Below are 14,018 nucleotides of genomic sequence, written 5' to 3'. Positions count from 1 at the left end.
CCCAACGCCACATTGGGGCGTTCGCCGGGTCAGCTGCGGGCGTGCGCGTCCAGCAGGTGCGCCACCGCTTCGGTGACCTGCTGGGCGTAGTCCAGGTTCAGCCACTCGTCGGGCACGTGGATGTTCGAATCCGCTCCGCACGCGCCGGTGACCAGGAACTGCGCCTCCGGGTACTTCTCGCCGAGCAGGCCCATGAACGGGATCGACCCGCCCATGCCCGCGGCGCGGTGCGGGCGGCCGAACACCTCGTCGTCGACCCGGCGCAGCGCGTCGGTGAGCCACGCGGCTTCCTCCGGCGCGTTCCAGCCGTTCTCGGCCTGCTGGTCCTCGGCGATGGTGACCTTCGCGCCATACGGAACGTCCGTGGTCAGCGCCCGCTTGATCGCCGCCAGCGCGTCGTCCGCGACCGCCGTGGGCGGCAGGCGGAAGCTCAGCGTGAGCGTGGTGCTCTGCCGCAGCACGTTGCCTGCTTCGGCGGGCAGCGGGAGCCCTTCACCGCCGATGATCGACAGCGTCGGCCGCCAGTAGTTGTTCAGCAGCAGCTCAAGCGCGTCCTCGGACACCGTCTTGCCGCCGCTCACCAACGGGAACGCGGTGTGCAGCGCCTCCGGAGCCACCTCCGCGACCGCCTCGATCTCGGCGCGGCGGCTGGCCGGCACCTCGACGTTCAGCTCGGACAGCTTGATCTCGCCGGTCTCCGCGTTCTCGATCCGCTCCAGCAGCTGCCGCAGCACGCGGAACGAGCTGGCGACGACCCCGCTGGCCAGGCCGGAGTGCTGCGCGGTGGCGAGCAGCTGCACGTTGACCGTCAGGTGCACCATGCCGCGCAGGCTGGTGGTGAGCCAGAGCCGCTCGTAGTCCATGCCGCCCGCGTCGAGGCAGACGACGAGGCTGACTTCGCCGAGCCGCGCGCTCAGGTGCTCCAGGTAAGCGGGGAGGTCCGGGCTGCCGGATTCCTCGCCGGTTTCCAGCAGCAGCGCGATTCGCGCGTGCTCGCCGCCGGCCGCGTGCACCGCTTCCAGTGCGGCACTGGCCGCGTACCCGGAGTAGCCATCGTCCACCGAACCGCGGCCGTAAAGGCGGCCGTCGCGGATGACCGGCGTCCACGGGTCGAGGCCCTCGGACCAGCCGCCGACCGGGGGCTGCTTGTCCAGGTGGCCATACATCAGAACGGTTCCCTTGTCGGTCGCGCCCGGGGTGGCCGGCACGTCGACGAACAGCAGCGGGGAACGGCCTTCCAGCTCGACGACCTCGATCCGCGCGCCCGGCAGGTCACGCCCTTCGAGGTAGGCCTTGACGTGCTGGACGGCGGCGGCGAGATGCCCGGTCGACGCCCAGTCCGCGTCGAACGCCGGGGACAGCGCGGGGATCGCGACCAGACCGGACAGGCTCGGCGTGACGTCGTTGATCCACGTCGAGACCACGGATTCGCGTACGGATTTTTGTTCCACAGCGCCATCTTGCCACGGTGACCGACGTCACCGGCACGAGTGAACGTCGTGAGTGCTCAGTCCGGTGAGAACCGGCAACGCCGCTCACGAGGGCAGGTAGGACGCGGGATGGCCGCCCGACCATCGCCTCTCCCATACTCGGGCGTCCAAACGTTTCCCCTGTTCAGCGAGCTTTTCTCAGCAACAAATCAGCAACTGCCGCTCTCCATCGGGGCAATTCTCGTGCCAGGATGTGGCCACGAACCGTCAACGCCGACGGTGACCGGGGTGCCTCGGACCCGAGGCGCCGGTCCCCGCCGGTGCAGTCGCTGTGGCCGCCACAAGCGGCCGTCAGAGGCGCCGACACCGAGGAGAACAGCTCATGCCGTCCGAACAGTGGACGCACCCGGAACCTGGAGACGGGCCAGCCGCCGTAGCGGCGCAGCCTTCCCCTGAACAGGTGATCGCCGGTTTGCGAGCGACAAGCGAAGGTGGCGCTGAGCTGACTCAGCTGCTCACCCCCGAGGGCCAGCGGGTCCCGTCCGAGCGATTCGACCGCTACGTCGCGGACGTCGACGACGAAACGCTGAAGAACCTCTACCGCGACATGGTGCTGGTGCGCCGCGCGGACCGCGAAGCCAACGCGATGCAGCGCCAAGGGCAGCTGGGCATCTGGGTGCCGCTGCTCGGCCAGGAAGCCGCCCAGGTCGGCTCCGGCCGCGCGCTGCAGCCGCAGGACATGGCGTTCCCGAGCTACCGCGAACACGGCGTCGCGTACACCCGCGGCATCGACATGCGCGACCTGATCGGGATTTTCCGGTGCACCGACCACAGTGGCTGGGACTACCAGGCACACCGGTTCCACCCGTACACCATCGTCATCGGCAACCAGGTGCTCAACGCCGCTGGTTACGCGATGGGCCAGAAGTTCGAGGGCAGGGTTGGAAACACAGCTGGCGACGGTTCTCCGGCAAGCACTGACGAGGCCACCATTTGTTACTTCGGTGACGGCGCGACTTCGCAGGGCGACGTCCACGAAGGATTCGTGTGGGCCGCGGTGTACGACGCGCCGCTGGTCTTCTTCTGCCAGAACAACCAGTGGGCGATTTCCGAGCCGACCGAACGCCAGTCGCGGCTGCCGCTCTACCAGCGCGCCCGCGGCTACGGCTTCCCCGGCATCCGCGTGGACGGCAACGACGTCCTCGCCTGTCTCGCCGTGACCCGGTGGGCGCTGGAGGAATGCCGGCACGGCAACGGCCCGGTGCTGATCGAGGCGTTCACCTACCGGATGGACGCGCACACCACCACCGACGACCCCACCCGCTACCGGCTCTCCGACGAGCTGGAGGAGTGGAAGCTCAAGGACCCGATCGAGCGCGTGCGCGCGTTCCTCGCTCGCGGCGGGCACGCCGACCAGGCGTTCTTCGACAGCGTCCAGGCCGAGGCGGACCAGTTCGCCGCCGAACTGCGCGACTACACGTTCAACATGCCGGAGCCGCCGCCGGACCGGGTGTTTTCCCAGGTATACGCCGAACCCTCGCCGGTGCTGGAAGCGCAGCGCGAGGAGTATCTGTCCTATCTCGACGGTTTCGCCGCGGCAGGTGAGCACTGATGACTGACTTGCAGAAGCTCACCATTGGCAAGGCGATCAACCTCGGCCTCCGTCGTGCGATGGAGGAGGACCCGAAGGTCCTGATCATGGGGGAGGACGTCGGCAAGCTCGGCGGCGTCTTCCGGATCACCGACGGACTGCAGAAGGACTTCGGCGAGCAGCGCGTGCTGGACACGCCGCTGGCCGAATCGGGCATCATCGGCACCGCGGTCGGGCTCGCCGTACGCGGATTCCGCCCGGTGTGCGAGATCCAGTTCGAGGGCTTCATCTTCCCCGGCTTCGACCAGATCTCCTCGCAGCTGGCGAAACTGCACTACCGCACGCAGGGCAAGGTCAAGATGCCGGTCGTGATCCGGGTGCCGTTCGGCGGCGGGATCGGCGCGGTGGAGCACCACTCGGAGTCGCCGGAATCGCTGTTCTCGCACATCGCCGGCCTGAAGGTGGTGTCGATTTCGAACGCGGTGGACGCGTACTGGGGCATCCAGGAGGCGATCCGCTCGGACGACCCGATCCTCTTCTTCGAGCCCAAGAAGCTGTACCACTCGGGCGCGCTGCGGATGGAGGTCGACACCACGACGGCACCGTCGCGGGTGTTCTCGTCGCAGGTGGTGCGCGAGGGCACGTCGGCCACGGTGGTCGCGTACGGCCCGTCGGTGAAGGTGGCGCTCGACGCCGCGACGGCGGCCGAGGCCGAAGGCAAGTCGCTGGAAGTCATCGACCTGCGCACGCTCTCGCCGCTCGACCTCGGGCCGGTGTTCGAGTCGGTGCGCAAGACCGGACGGCTCATCGCGGTCAGCGAAGCGCCGTCGGAATCCTCGCTGACCTCGGAGATCGCCGCCCGGGTCCAGCAGGAATGCTTCTACTCCCTGGAGTCCCCTGTCCTGCGCGTGACCGGATTCGACACGCCGTACCCGCCGGCGAAGCTCGAGGAGCACTACCTCCCCGACCTCGACCGGGTACTGCACGCTGTCGACCGTTCGCTCGCCTGGTAAGGGGGTTCCTTCCGAAATGCCTGAGTACAAACAGTTCCCCTTGTCGGACACGGCGGAGGGACTCACCGAGGCGGACATCCTCGCCTGGCGCGTCAAGCCGGGCGACACGGTCACGGTCAACCAGATCGTGGTCGAGGTCGAGACCGCGAAGGCCGCCGTCGAACTGCCGATCCCGTGGGCCGGGGTCGTCACCGAACTGCACGTGGAACCGGGGCAGACGGTGGAGGTCGGGACGACGATCCTGACCATGGACGTGGATCCGGACGGGAAAGCCGCGCCCGCCGCCTCTGCTCCCGCTGCTGCCGAGGCCGCTCCGGCCGAGGAGGAGATGAAGCCGCTGGTCGGCTACGGCTCCAAGGCGGCCGGTACTACCCGCCGGGCTCGAAAGCGCCCCAATGTGGCATTGGGTGCGTCAGATGCACCGAACGCCACATTGGGTGCGTCACATGCACCCAATGCCACATTGGGGCAGCCCCCGGCCCTAGCGGCACCGGCGGCACCGGCGGCACCGCGTGGCGGTTACGTCCCGCTGGCCAAGCCGCCGGTCCGCAAGCTGGCCAAGGACCTCGGCGTCGACCTGCATTCGCTCACCGGCAGCGCGGACGGCGGCGTGATCACCCGCGACGACGTCCACGCCGCCGCCAACGGTTCCGCCGCGCCCGCAGTGTCCCCAGTGTCCACTGTGGAGTCCGGCTACGACCCGGCCACCCGCGAACGGCGCGTGCCGATCAAGGGCGTCCGCAAGGCGACCGCGGCCGCGATGGTGCAGAGCGCGTACACCGCTCCGCACGTCACGGAGTTCCTCACCATCGACGTCACGCCGATGATGGAGCTGCGCGAGAAGCTCAAGAAGTCGCGTGAGTTCAACGGCGTCAAGCTCACTCCGCTGGCGTTCGCGGCGAAGGCCGTGTGCCTGGCGGCGAAGCGCACGCCGGACGTCAACGCGGTGTGGGACGAGGCCGCGCAGGAGATCGTCTACAAGGACTACGTGCACCTCGGCATCGCGGCGGCGACCCCGCGCGGTCTCGTGGTGCCGAAGATCCGGGACGCGGATTCCTTGTCGCTCAAGGAACTCGCGGTCGCGCTCACCGAGCTGACCGACGTCGCGCGCGAGGGCAAGACCACGCCGGCGGCGATGCTGGGCGGCACGTTCACGATCACCAACGTCGGCGTGTTCGGCGTCGACACCGGCACGCCGATCATCAACCCGGGCGAGTCGGCGATCCTGGCGGTCGGGGCGATCCGTGACACCCCGTGGGTGGTCGACGGCGAGATCAAGGTGCGCAAGGTGATGCAGCTGTCGCTGAGCTTCGACCACCGGGTGGTCGACGGGCAGCAGGGGTCGGAGTTCCTCGCCGACGTCGGCGCGCTGCTCGCCGATCCGGCGGTCGCGATCACGTACTGAGCCGGAGGGCCGTGTCCGCGAGGCACGGCCCTTCGTTTTATCGAGTTGACGGAGTGAGCACTCACTCCGTAGCGTGGGCAGCATGGAAACGAGAAAAAGAGCGCCCGGGATGGCGCCGGACGACCGGCGGCGGATGATCGTCCGCGCCGTGCTGCCGCTGGTCGTCGAACACGGCCGAGGGGTCACCACCGCGCAGATCGCCCGTGCCGCCGGGATCGGCGAGGGCACCATCTTCCGGGTTTTCAAGGACAAGGACGAACTGTTCGACGCGTGCGTGGAAGCCGCGCTCGATCCGGCGGAGGCGCTGGAGATGATCGGGGAAATCCCGGCTGAGCTGCCGTTGGAGAAGCGGCTGGCGGAGGCCGCCGAGGCGATGAACGCGCACCTCCAGCGGATGGGCGCGGTGATGGCCGCGACCATGAAGGGGCGGCCGCGCGCGGCGGCGGAGGAGGCGCGCAACCGCAAGTCGGTGACCGGGGACAGCCGGCGCGAGTCGCTCGAAGCGATGCAGCGCGCGGTGCGGGAGCTGTTCGTTCCGGATGCCGCACGGCTGCGGCTGCCGGTCGACAAGGCCGCTTCGTTGTTCCTGGCGCTGCTGTTCACGCAGTCCCGCCCAATGCCAGGCGCCCCGACTACTGACGAGGTCATCGACGTCTTCCTGCACGGTTCGGTGCTGGCGTGATCCCGGGTGGCGGGGGCGGGATCGAGATGGCCCTCGGCCGCCGCGGTCGCCGCAAAATGGCGCAATCCGTGCCGGACAGTGGTCTCACCGGCCCGGTCGACATCCCGGAACCAGAGCAGCCGGAACAGCCAAAAGGCGTGCGGGCGCGGCTGTCGCGGATGCGCACTTCGGTGGCCGGCACCGTCCGCGGCCTGCCGAAGGTCGCGAAGCTGACCTGGCAGGCGAGTCCGACGCTGACGATCCTGCTCGCGGTGGTCACGCTGGCGTCCGGGCTGCTGCCGACGGTCACCGCGTATGTCGCGAAAATCCTGCTGGACTCGGTGGTCGCGGCGATCCAGCATCGTGGGTCGACCGCGGACATCGTGCGCATCACGCTGTTCCAGTTCGGCGTGCTGGCGGCGACCGCGCTCAGCAGCTCGATCACCACGATCGCGCAATCCCTGCTGCAGGAACGGATGACGCTCACCATCCGGCACCAGGTCATGCGGCACGCGAGCGACCTGCACCTGGCGTACTTCGAGGGTTCGGCGTCGTACGACATGCTGCGCCAGGCCGCGCAGGAAGCGCCGACACGGCCGTTGTCGATGATGACCTCCGCGCTCGGCCTGATCCGGACGCTGATCACCTTCGCCAGCATGATCGCGTTGCTGGTGTCGATCAGTCCGCTGCTCGCGCTGGTCGCTTTGCTGGCACCGATTCCGGCGTTCATCTCGCAGTCGAAGTACGGTTCGCGGGCGTTCTGGCTCACCTTCATGATGTCGCCGATCAAACGGCGGATGGACTATCTGTCCTCTTTGGTCACTACGGACACGTATGCCAAGGAGACCAAGCTGTTCGGCCTCGGCCCGTACTTCGTGGAACGGTTCCGGAAGCTGGGCGTGGTGGCCTACGAACGGCAGCGAAAGCTGACCGTGAAACGGAATGTCAGCTCGACGTCGTGGGGATTGCTGAGCACGCTGGTCGGCTCGGCGATCGCGCTGTACATCGCACTGGAAGCGGTGGGCGGACGGCTCACACTGGGCGACCTCGCGCTGTACACCGCTGCCGCGACGTCCGTGCAAAGCTCGGTGACCGGGTTGTTCACCGCGTTTTCCGGGATGTACGAGAACAATCTCTACCTGGACACGCTCTACAAATTCCTCGACACCAAGCCGGAAATCACCGCTCCCGCCAAGCCGCGGCCACTTCCGTCCACTGTGGATGGACACATCCAGTTCGAGTCGGTGAGCTTCAGTTACCCCGGCGCGGACGAACCGGCCCTGCACGGGGTGAGTTTCGAAATCCGTCCCGGCGAGACTGTCGCCGTGGTCGGCCGCAACGGCGCGGGCAAATCGACGCTGTTCAAGCTGCTGTGCCGGCTGTACGACCCGACGGCGGGCCGGATCCTGCTGGACGGCGTGGACCTCCGCGAGTACGACCCGGTCCAGCTGCGCACCAAAATCAGCGCGATGTTCCAGGATTACGTGACCTATCAGGGCACCGCGGCGGAGAACATCGGCCTCGGCGACCTGAACCGGCTCACCGATCGCGAGCACATCGAGGACTCCGCCCGCCGCGCCGGAGCCGACGAGCGCATCGCCCGGCTGCCGACCGGCTACGACAGCCCGCTCGGCCGCTGGTTCGACCAGGGCGTGTCGCTGTCCGGTGGCGAATGGCAGAAAATCGCGCTGGCCAGGGCATTCCAGCGCGAGGCCCCGATCCTGATCCTGGACGAGCCGACCTCGGCACTGGACGCGCAGGCCGAGCACGACCTGTTCGACCGGCTGCACACGCTGTCGCGCGGACGGACGACGCTGTACATCTCGCACCGGTTCTCCACGGTCCGCCAGGCCGAGCGCATTCTGCTGCTGGACCACGGGAAGGTCGCGGAGTACGGAACGCACGAAGCGCTGATGGCGGCGGACGCCGGATACGCGGAATTGTTCACGCTGCAAGCGGAGGCGTACTTGAAGTGATTATCTTGGGGTGATCAGCCGAGGGGGTTTCGTGCTCATCACCACTCAAGACCTGGGGGTCACCGCGGGCGAGACTGTGCTGTTCAGCGGTCTCGACCTGGCCGTCGACGCCGGCGAATGCCTGGTCGTCCGCGGTGCCAACGGAGCGGGCAAGTCGACGTTGCTGCGGTGCCTGTACGGGAACCAGACGCCGACGTCGGGTTCCGTGTCCGTCTGCGGCGGACCGCCGGACGAGCGGTCCGCCGCATTCCGCCGCCGGGTTTCGGTGCTTTTCGACGATTCGGCGCTCTTCGACGAACTCACGCCGCGCCAGCATCTCGACCTGCTCCGCAATTCCTTCGGCGGCGAACTGGCCGACGGCCCGGTCCCCGCCCCCGATGTGCCCGCGGCGGAACTCTCCGCAGGGCAACGCCGCCGGCTCCTGCTGCACGCCGCGGTCGCGCGTCCGCACGAGGTGCTGCTACTGGACGAACCGGAACGCGCACTGGACGCCGACGGCCGGGCCTGGCTGTCCACCCTGGTCACCACCAGCACCGGCCGCGGCGCGGCGGTCGTCGTGGCGAGCCACCATCCGCCGCTCGCGGACGAGGTCGCGGACTACGTGGTGGACCTGTGAAACGCCCAGACCTGGTCTTGGCGCTGGTCATCGCCGCCGGGCTTTTAGGATCGCCGTTCTACAACACCGACCTGGTGCGGAGCCAGCTCATCGGCAGCGCCCCGGTGGGCGCGCTCGGCAGCGTGCTCGTGCTGTGCATCGGCCTCGCACTGGCCTGGCGCGCGACGCTGCGGCGCGGCTATGCATGGACCCATCCAGCCACCCTGACCTGGGACGATTTCGACGGTCGCCGCCCTGCCGTGCTCACCCAGCGGCTCGTACTGGACTGGGCCGCCCGGTTCGGCGTAGCGGCTTACTTCTTCGCGGTGTCCGGCATGCTCATCGGCTTCCCCGCTTCATTGGCCGGTCCGATCGCACTCTTCATCACCGTCGCCGGGCTGGCGCTGGCAATGGGCCGCCGCCGGACGTTCCCCGGCGAATCCCTTCTGCCCCTTACCCTCGCCGTGGCTTTAGTCGTTCCACTGTGGACATACGCGGTCGCCGCCGGACTCGCCGCGCTCGCCTTGTCCCGGTCCTCTTCCTTACCGCACAACGCTTCCCGTGACACCTTGATCCGGCACTACACCGAACGCATGGTGCGCCGGACGTCCGCCGCCTTCCTCGACGTCTGGGCGCTGCTCCCGGCCGGACGTCCCGTTCCGTGGCGCACCGCGCTGGCCGGGCGTTTCATCGTCACCCGATATGTCGTCACGGGGACTCTCGCGCGCCGGCACACGCTCGGCCTGCCGGTTTTCCTGGCCCTCGCCGTACTCGCCACCCACGCGACGTTCCCCGCCGTGACATCGGTCTGGCTGCTCGGCATCGGCGGTTACCTCGGTCTCCTGCCCTTCACCGCTCCCGTCGCGCAACTGCATCGAGTACCCGGGCTGCGCCGCTGGCTAGCCGCGTCAAACCTGCGCCTGCACGCGGTGACCTGCGCTTTTCTGTGCCTGCTCGCCCTGGTCTGGGCGGGCGTGGTCCTGCTGCTGGGCATCCCGGCTTCGGTGAGCGCGGTAGTGGCGGTGCTGATCGCCGCGTTGGCCGCCGTGCGCTCGGTGACCCGCGGCCCGCTGGATTTCAGCTCGATGGGGATGGTGCTGTACGAAGGCGTCCTGATCCCGGCCGGACTGGTACGGCAGCTCGTACGAGGCCCGGATCTGCTGGTGCTCGGCTTAATTGCCGCGAGTTTCATCCCGGTCTAGCCCTAGGCTCCCGTGCCATGGGCCGACGCATCATGGTCACCGGATGCTCCGGGGCCGGAAAATCCACCCTGGCCAGGCAGATCGGCGCAGCCCTGAACATCCCGGTCACCCATCTGGACCGGCTGTACTGGCGCCCCGGCTGGGTCCCCGCCCCACCGGAGGAATTCCGCGCCGCGGTCGCCGAGGCCGCGAGCACGGACAGCTGGGTGATCGACGGCAACTACAGCAAGACCTTCGACCTGCGCTTGCCCTTCGCCGACACCGTCGTGCTCCTCGACGCCTCGCGCTACGTCTGCCTGTTCCGCGCCGTCCGTCGGCAGCTGCGCGAATGGGGCCAGGAAACGCAGGCCGCCGGGTGCGTGTCGAAGATCGACGCGGAGCTGGTCAAGTGGATCTGGCAATGGCCGGGCCGCCGCCCGCTGATGCTGCAGCGGATCGCCGCCGGGGCCCCGTCCGCGCGGCAGGTGCTGCTGCGTTCGCCGCGCGAGGTGTCCGCGTTCCTCCAGCGCCTGCGGTAATACAGTGCTGCCTATGAGGACGGGAACGGCCGCGGAGACCGCCGCACAACTGGAAGCCGAGCTGGAGCAGTACCCCGAGGAGCGCGGGGAGATCCTGGTCGAGGCAGCCCAGGCATGGCGTCAGGCCGGTGACGATGACCGCGCCGTCGCACTGCTGACCCAGGCTGTCGCCTTGGACGGCGAGGAAGGCGGCAACGCCCGGGTAGAACTCGCCGAGGTGCTCTTCGACCTCGGCCGGACCGAGCAAGCCCAGGCTCAGCTGGAAGAGTTGCGAAGCCAGCCGCTGTCCACACCAGTGCCGTATCACCTGGCCGCTGAGCTGATGGAATACCGTGGAGAGCTTCCGGAGGCAGCGGCCTGGTTCGACCTGGCCGCGGCCCGGCTGACCAAGCAGGAACTGGCCGACCGGAACGCGGAGTTCGGGTTCCTCACCCATGCGAGCAACATCGTGACTGGCCGCCGACGGGTGCGCCAAGCGCTGGGGCTGACTCCGGACGAGCTGGACGAGTCGGTCCAAAGCGCGCCCCAGTGGGCCGAGGATCTGGTCGGTGCCTCCGCCCAGCCGCCGGGGGAAGTGCGCGTGTTGTTCTGGCCCCGTGCCGAGATTCCCCGCGCGCACGAGGCCTGGCCGCACCTGGTCGAACACACCGAGGCGGACGCCATCATGGCCGACCGCGAGAAGGCCAACCGGGAACTGTCCGAGACGGGCGTCGCCCGGATCCTGATGGTCCCGTTGACCACCGCGAAACTCCAGGAGTTCGCGACCCGCACCGGTCTTGACCCAGCCGAGGAAGACACCCGGCTGGCCTGCCTGAACGAGATTTTCGAGGAAGGCGGCGCGCTGAGCTGGCCACCCGCGCGCAACGAGCCCTGCTGGTGCGGTTCGGGCGCGAAGTACAAGAAATGCTGCGGCCGTCCCAGCCTCTCCTGACCGCCGCACGGAACCCAGCTGACCTGCACTGATCCGGGTCCGGGAGCAAAACCCGGCACTCGTTCGTTCACTAGACATGGCTGTCGTGTTCCTGCTCTACGTCATCGCTGAAGTCGCCGCCATCTGGGCGGTCGGCTCGGTCGTCGGTGTGCTCGGCACGATCGGTCTGCTGATCGCCGGCGCGTTCGTGGGCTCGTGGCTGGCCCGCCGCGAGGGTGGCAAGGCGATGCGCGCGTTCATGGCCACCGCGCAGTCGGGCCGCAATCCGGAGAAAGAGCTGACCGACGGCATGCTCGTCGCGCTCGGCGGCGTGCTGATCATGGTCCCCGGTTTCGTCAGCGACGTGCTCGGCCTGCTGTTCCTGCTGCCGCCGACCCGCTCGGTCGCCCGGCGGTTCTGGCTGCGCCGCGCGGAGAAGCGCGCCGTCCGGTACGCCAACCAGCGCCGGGGTCCGGTGATGGTGGTGGACAGCGAGGTCGTCGCCGAGGAGCCGCGGCCGTCGAACCACCCGGTGATCGAAGGCCGGATCGTCGAAGGCTGAGCCTTTGCCACAATGACTCCCGTGGAGCGGCTGGAAACGACCTCCGCGGTGAGCGCCCGGATGAGCAAACAGAAGTCCCGCAACACCGGGATCGAAATGGCGCTGCGCAAAATCCTGCACGCCGCCGGCTACCGCTACCGAGTGCACCGCCGTCCGGTCAAGGGCGTCCGCCGCGAGGCTGACCTGGTGTTCGGCCCCGCCCGAGTCGCGGTTTTCGTGGACGGCTGCTTCTGGCACGGCTGCCCGGAACACGGCACCTGGCCGAAGAACAACGCGGATTACTGGCGCACCAAGATCGAAACCAACCGCCGCCGAGACGCGAATACTGATCAGTTGCTGCGCGAAGCAGGCTGGCTGTCGGTGCGAATCTGGGAACACGAAGCGACCGATGTCGCCGCGTCGCGGGTGATCGAGACCGTGAAGGAACGCCGGCCCCATTAATGTTGGCGCCATGCCTCAACCGGGTCAGCCCACCGCCGCGGAGTTTTTCGCGGGCATCGGTCTCGTGCGTCTAGGCCTCGAACCGGCCGGCTTCGACGTCGCGTGGTCCAACGACATCGAACCGGCGAAGCAAGCCATGTACGAGGCACATTTCAACGACCAGGGCGCGCACGAGTACGTCCTAGGCGACGTCGCCGCCCTGCGCGGCGCTGACCTGCCCCCCGGCCTCAGCCTGGCCTGGGCTTCGTTCCCCTGCACGGACCTCTCGCTAGCCGGCTGGCGCCGCGGCCTGGCCGGCTCGCACTCGTCGACGTTCTGGGAATTCACCCGCATCCTCGACGAACTGGGCCCCGACCGCCCACCCGTCGTAGCGCTGGAAAACGTAGTAGGCCTAGCGACCAGCCACGGCGGCGACGACCTCCGAGCCGCGATCCGGGAACTCAACCGCCTCGGCTACTCCGCGGATGTCCTGACCCTGGACGCCCGCCGGTTCGTCCCACAGTCGCGTCCGAGGCTGTTCATCGTCGGCGCGCAAAACCCGCCGCCGGACTCGCCGACCCCGTCGCCGCTCCGCCCCTCCTGGCTCACGCTCGACCCGCTGTTGCGGACACATCGCGCCGCCCTGCCCGCGCCGCCGCCACTGCTGGTCACCGGCCTGTCCGCCGCCGTCGAACGCCTCTCCGCCGACGACGAGCGCTGGTGGAATCCCCTGCGCTCGGAGGCGTTTATCGAGTCGCTGTCGCCGCTCCAGCTGGAACGCCTGACGCAGCTCAAGACAGGCAAGAAGCTGGTGTACCGCACGGCCTACCGCCGCACCCGCAACGGAAAGCCGGTGTGGGAGGTCCGCCCGGACGACATCTCCGGCTGCCTGCGCACCGCTCGAGGCGGGTCGTCCAAACAGGCCGTCGTACAAGCCGGGCGGGGAAGCGTGCGGGTCCGGTGGATGACGCCACGCGAGTACGCCCGGCTGATGGGGGCGGGGAAGTACGAGCTGGCGGGGCTGCGGAACAACCAGGCCCTGTTCGGCTTCGGGGACGCGGTGTGCGTGCCGGTGGTGCGGTGGCTGTCGGAGAATTACCTGATGCCGTTGGCGCGTGGGGAGATGATCCTCGAAGCGGCTGGCTAGTCCGCCCCAGTCGGCTTAGGAATGTCGAAATACCCCGACAACCGCACCGCCGGCGCGTACTCGCCCTTGACCTTCACCTTCCCGGTCACGAACATCGCCGCCACCGCCGCGTTCCCGGTCGCCATGCGGATGAAGTCCTCCACCGCCACCGTGATCGTCGTGTCCGGTGTACGGGCCAGATCCGTGCTCGACACGCACAACCCGTCCTCGATCACCGTCTGGTAGCGGTCGAAATCTTCCCCCGCCGGGAAGCGCCAAGAGACCACGATGTCCACGTGCCGGGCCCGCTCGGGGCGGAAGTGCTCCGACATCCGGCGGAAGATCTCGTCCAGGAACACCGCGCGCAGCTCGTCGTGGTCGGCGATGCCTTTCAGCTGCTCCCTCGAAGCCGCCGCGACGACATCCACCAAGGCCTGGGTGGTCAGCGAGCCGATGTCGATGCCGGCTCCGGCCGTGCCGAGCATGTGCAGCGTCTCCAGGACCTGCACGAACTGCTCCGGCGTCAGTTTGCCCACCTCGAGAGTGCGGGCGAAACCGTTCACCGCGTGCTCACCGGGTGAGTGCGCGGCACGCATGCGCGAGCGCCAG

At 68.6% G+C, this 14,018-nt stretch carries 14 protein-coding genes; 12 read left to right on the top strand and 2 right to left on the bottom strand.

The window, feature by feature from the left end; all coding sequences use genetic code 11:
• Positions 1-29: 29 nt before the first annotated feature.
• Entirely contained in the window at positions 30-1,451 is a 1,422-nt protein-coding gene (locus ACFSVL_RS12075; protein ID WP_378303464.1) for a M20/M25/M40 family metallo-hydrolase, read from the bottom strand.
• Positions 1,452-1,812: 361 nt separating this feature from the next.
• Here ACFSVL_RS12075 and pdhA point away from each other — a divergent pair, with 361 nt between their 5' ends.
• The 12 genes from pdhA (at position 1,813) to ACFSVL_RS12015 (ending at position 13,430) form a co-directional block, all read left to right on the top strand.
• Positions 1,813-3,042 carry a pyruvate dehydrogenase (acetyl-transferring) E1 component subunit alpha gene (gene pdhA, locus ACFSVL_RS12070; RefSeq protein ID WP_378303462.1) on the top strand — a complete coding sequence of 410 codons (1,230 nt, stop codon included), beginning with the start codon at positions 1,813-1,815 and terminating at the stop codon, positions 3,040-3,042.
• A complete protein-coding gene (locus ACFSVL_RS12065; protein ID WP_378303460.1) occupies positions 3,042-4,034 on the top strand; it encodes an alpha-ketoacid dehydrogenase subunit beta in 993 nt (330 codons plus the stop codon). The genes pdhA and ACFSVL_RS12065 overlap by 1 nt, the downstream gene beginning before the upstream one ends.
• A gap of 16 nt (positions 4,035-4,050) precedes the next feature.
• Entirely contained in the window at positions 4,051-5,439 is a 1,389-nt protein-coding gene (locus tag ACFSVL_RS12060) for a dihydrolipoamide acetyltransferase family protein (RefSeq protein WP_378303458.1), read from the top strand.
• Positions 5,440-5,548: 109 nt separating this feature from the next.
• On the top strand, positions 5,549-6,121 hold the full coding sequence (locus ACFSVL_RS12055) for a TetR/AcrR family transcriptional regulator (protein WP_378304247.1): 573 nt from the start codon (positions 5,549-5,551) through the stop codon (positions 6,119-6,121).
• Positions 6,122-6,141: 20 nt separating this feature from the next.
• Positions 6,142-8,076: an ABC transporter ATP-binding protein gene (locus ACFSVL_RS12050; protein ID WP_378304245.1), complete on the top strand. Its 1,935-nt coding sequence runs from the start codon at positions 6,142-6,144 to the stop codon at positions 8,074-8,076.
• 10 nt (positions 8,077-8,086) lie between these two features.
• Positions 8,087-8,692, top strand: coding sequence for an ABC transporter ATP-binding protein (locus tag ACFSVL_RS12045; protein WP_378303456.1), 606 nt, complete (start codon positions 8,087-8,089; stop codon positions 8,690-8,692).
• Positions 8,689-9,873, top strand: a complete 1,185-nt coding sequence (locus ACFSVL_RS12040) for a hypothetical protein (RefSeq protein WP_378303454.1) — start codon at positions 8,689-8,691, stop codon at positions 9,871-9,873. Before ACFSVL_RS12045 ends, ACFSVL_RS12040 begins: the two co-directional genes overlap by 4 nt.
• 17 nt (positions 9,874-9,890) lie before the next feature.
• On the top strand, positions 9,891-10,391 hold the full coding sequence (locus tag ACFSVL_RS12035) for a DNA topology modulation protein FlaR (protein WP_378303452.1): 501 nt from the start codon (positions 9,891-9,893) through the stop codon (positions 10,389-10,391).
• A gap of 13 nt (positions 10,392-10,404) precedes the next feature.
• Positions 10,405-11,322, top strand: a complete 918-nt coding sequence (locus ACFSVL_RS12030; protein WP_378303450.1) for an SEC-C metal-binding domain-containing protein — start codon at positions 10,405-10,407, stop codon at positions 11,320-11,322.
• Positions 11,323-11,398: 76 nt separating this feature from the next.
• On the top strand, positions 11,399-11,863 hold the full coding sequence (locus ACFSVL_RS12025; RefSeq protein ID WP_378303448.1) for an FxsA family protein: 465 nt from the start codon (positions 11,399-11,401) through the stop codon (positions 11,861-11,863).
• A gap of 12 nt (positions 11,864-11,875) precedes the next feature.
• Positions 11,876-12,304, top strand: a complete 429-nt coding sequence (locus ACFSVL_RS12020; RefSeq protein WP_378303446.1) for a very short patch repair endonuclease — start codon at positions 11,876-11,878, stop codon at positions 12,302-12,304.
• Between the two features lie 10 nt (positions 12,305-12,314).
• Entirely contained in the window at positions 12,315-13,430 is a 1,116-nt protein-coding gene (locus ACFSVL_RS12015; protein WP_378303444.1) for a DNA cytosine methyltransferase, read from the top strand.
• Here the strand turns inward: ACFSVL_RS12015 and ACFSVL_RS12010 are convergent.
• The gene (locus ACFSVL_RS12010; protein ID WP_378303442.1) at positions 13,427-14,005 is read right to left on the bottom strand and encodes an SCP2 sterol-binding domain-containing protein; all 579 of its coding nucleotides are present in this window, start codon (positions 14,003-14,005) and stop codon (positions 13,427-13,429) included. The genes ACFSVL_RS12015 and ACFSVL_RS12010 overlap by 4 nt on opposite strands.
• Between the last annotated feature and the right edge of the window lie 13 nt (positions 14,006-14,018).

The sequence above is a fragment of the Amycolatopsis silviterrae genome, assembly GCF_042684085.1.
In the GTDB taxonomy this organism is placed as follows: Bacteria; Actinomycetota; Actinomycetes; order Mycobacteriales; family Pseudonocardiaceae; genus Amycolatopsis; species Amycolatopsis silviterrae.
This window is presented reverse-complemented; position numbering and strand designations above follow the sequence as displayed.

Coding starts and splice junctions, on each gene's coding strand:
- pdhA (WP_378303462.1), top strand. CDS start 1,813: ATGCCGTCCGAACAGTGGACGCACCCGGAACCTGGAGACGGGCCAGCC.
- ACFSVL_RS12065 (WP_378303460.1), top strand. CDS start 3,042: ATGACTGACTTGCAGAAGCTCACCATTGGCAAGGCGATCAACCTCGGC.
- ACFSVL_RS12060 (WP_378303458.1), top strand. CDS start 4,051: ATGCCTGAGTACAAACAGTTCCCCTTGTCGGACACGGCGGAGGGACTC.
- ACFSVL_RS12055 (WP_378304247.1), top strand. CDS start 5,549: ATGGCGCCGGACGACCGGCGGCGGATGATCGTCCGCGCCGTGCTGCCG.
- ACFSVL_RS12035 (WP_378303452.1), top strand. CDS start 9,891: ATGGGCCGACGCATCATGGTCACCGGATGCTCCGGGGCCGGAAAATCC.
- ACFSVL_RS12030 (WP_378303450.1), top strand. CDS start 10,405: ATGAGGACGGGAACGGCCGCGGAGACCGCCGCACAACTGGAAGCCGAG.
- ACFSVL_RS12025 (WP_378303448.1), top strand. CDS start 11,399: ATGGCTGTCGTGTTCCTGCTCTACGTCATCGCTGAAGTCGCCGCCATC.
- ACFSVL_RS12020 (WP_378303446.1), top strand. CDS start 11,876: ATGACTCCCGTGGAGCGGCTGGAAACGACCTCCGCGGTGAGCGCCCGG.
- ACFSVL_RS12015 (WP_378303444.1), top strand. CDS start 12,315: ATGCCTCAACCGGGTCAGCCCACCGCCGCGGAGTTTTTCGCGGGCATC.
- ACFSVL_RS12010 (WP_378303442.1), bottom strand. CDS start 14,005: ATGCGTGCCGCGCACTCACCCGGTGAGCACGCGGTGAACGGTTTCGCC.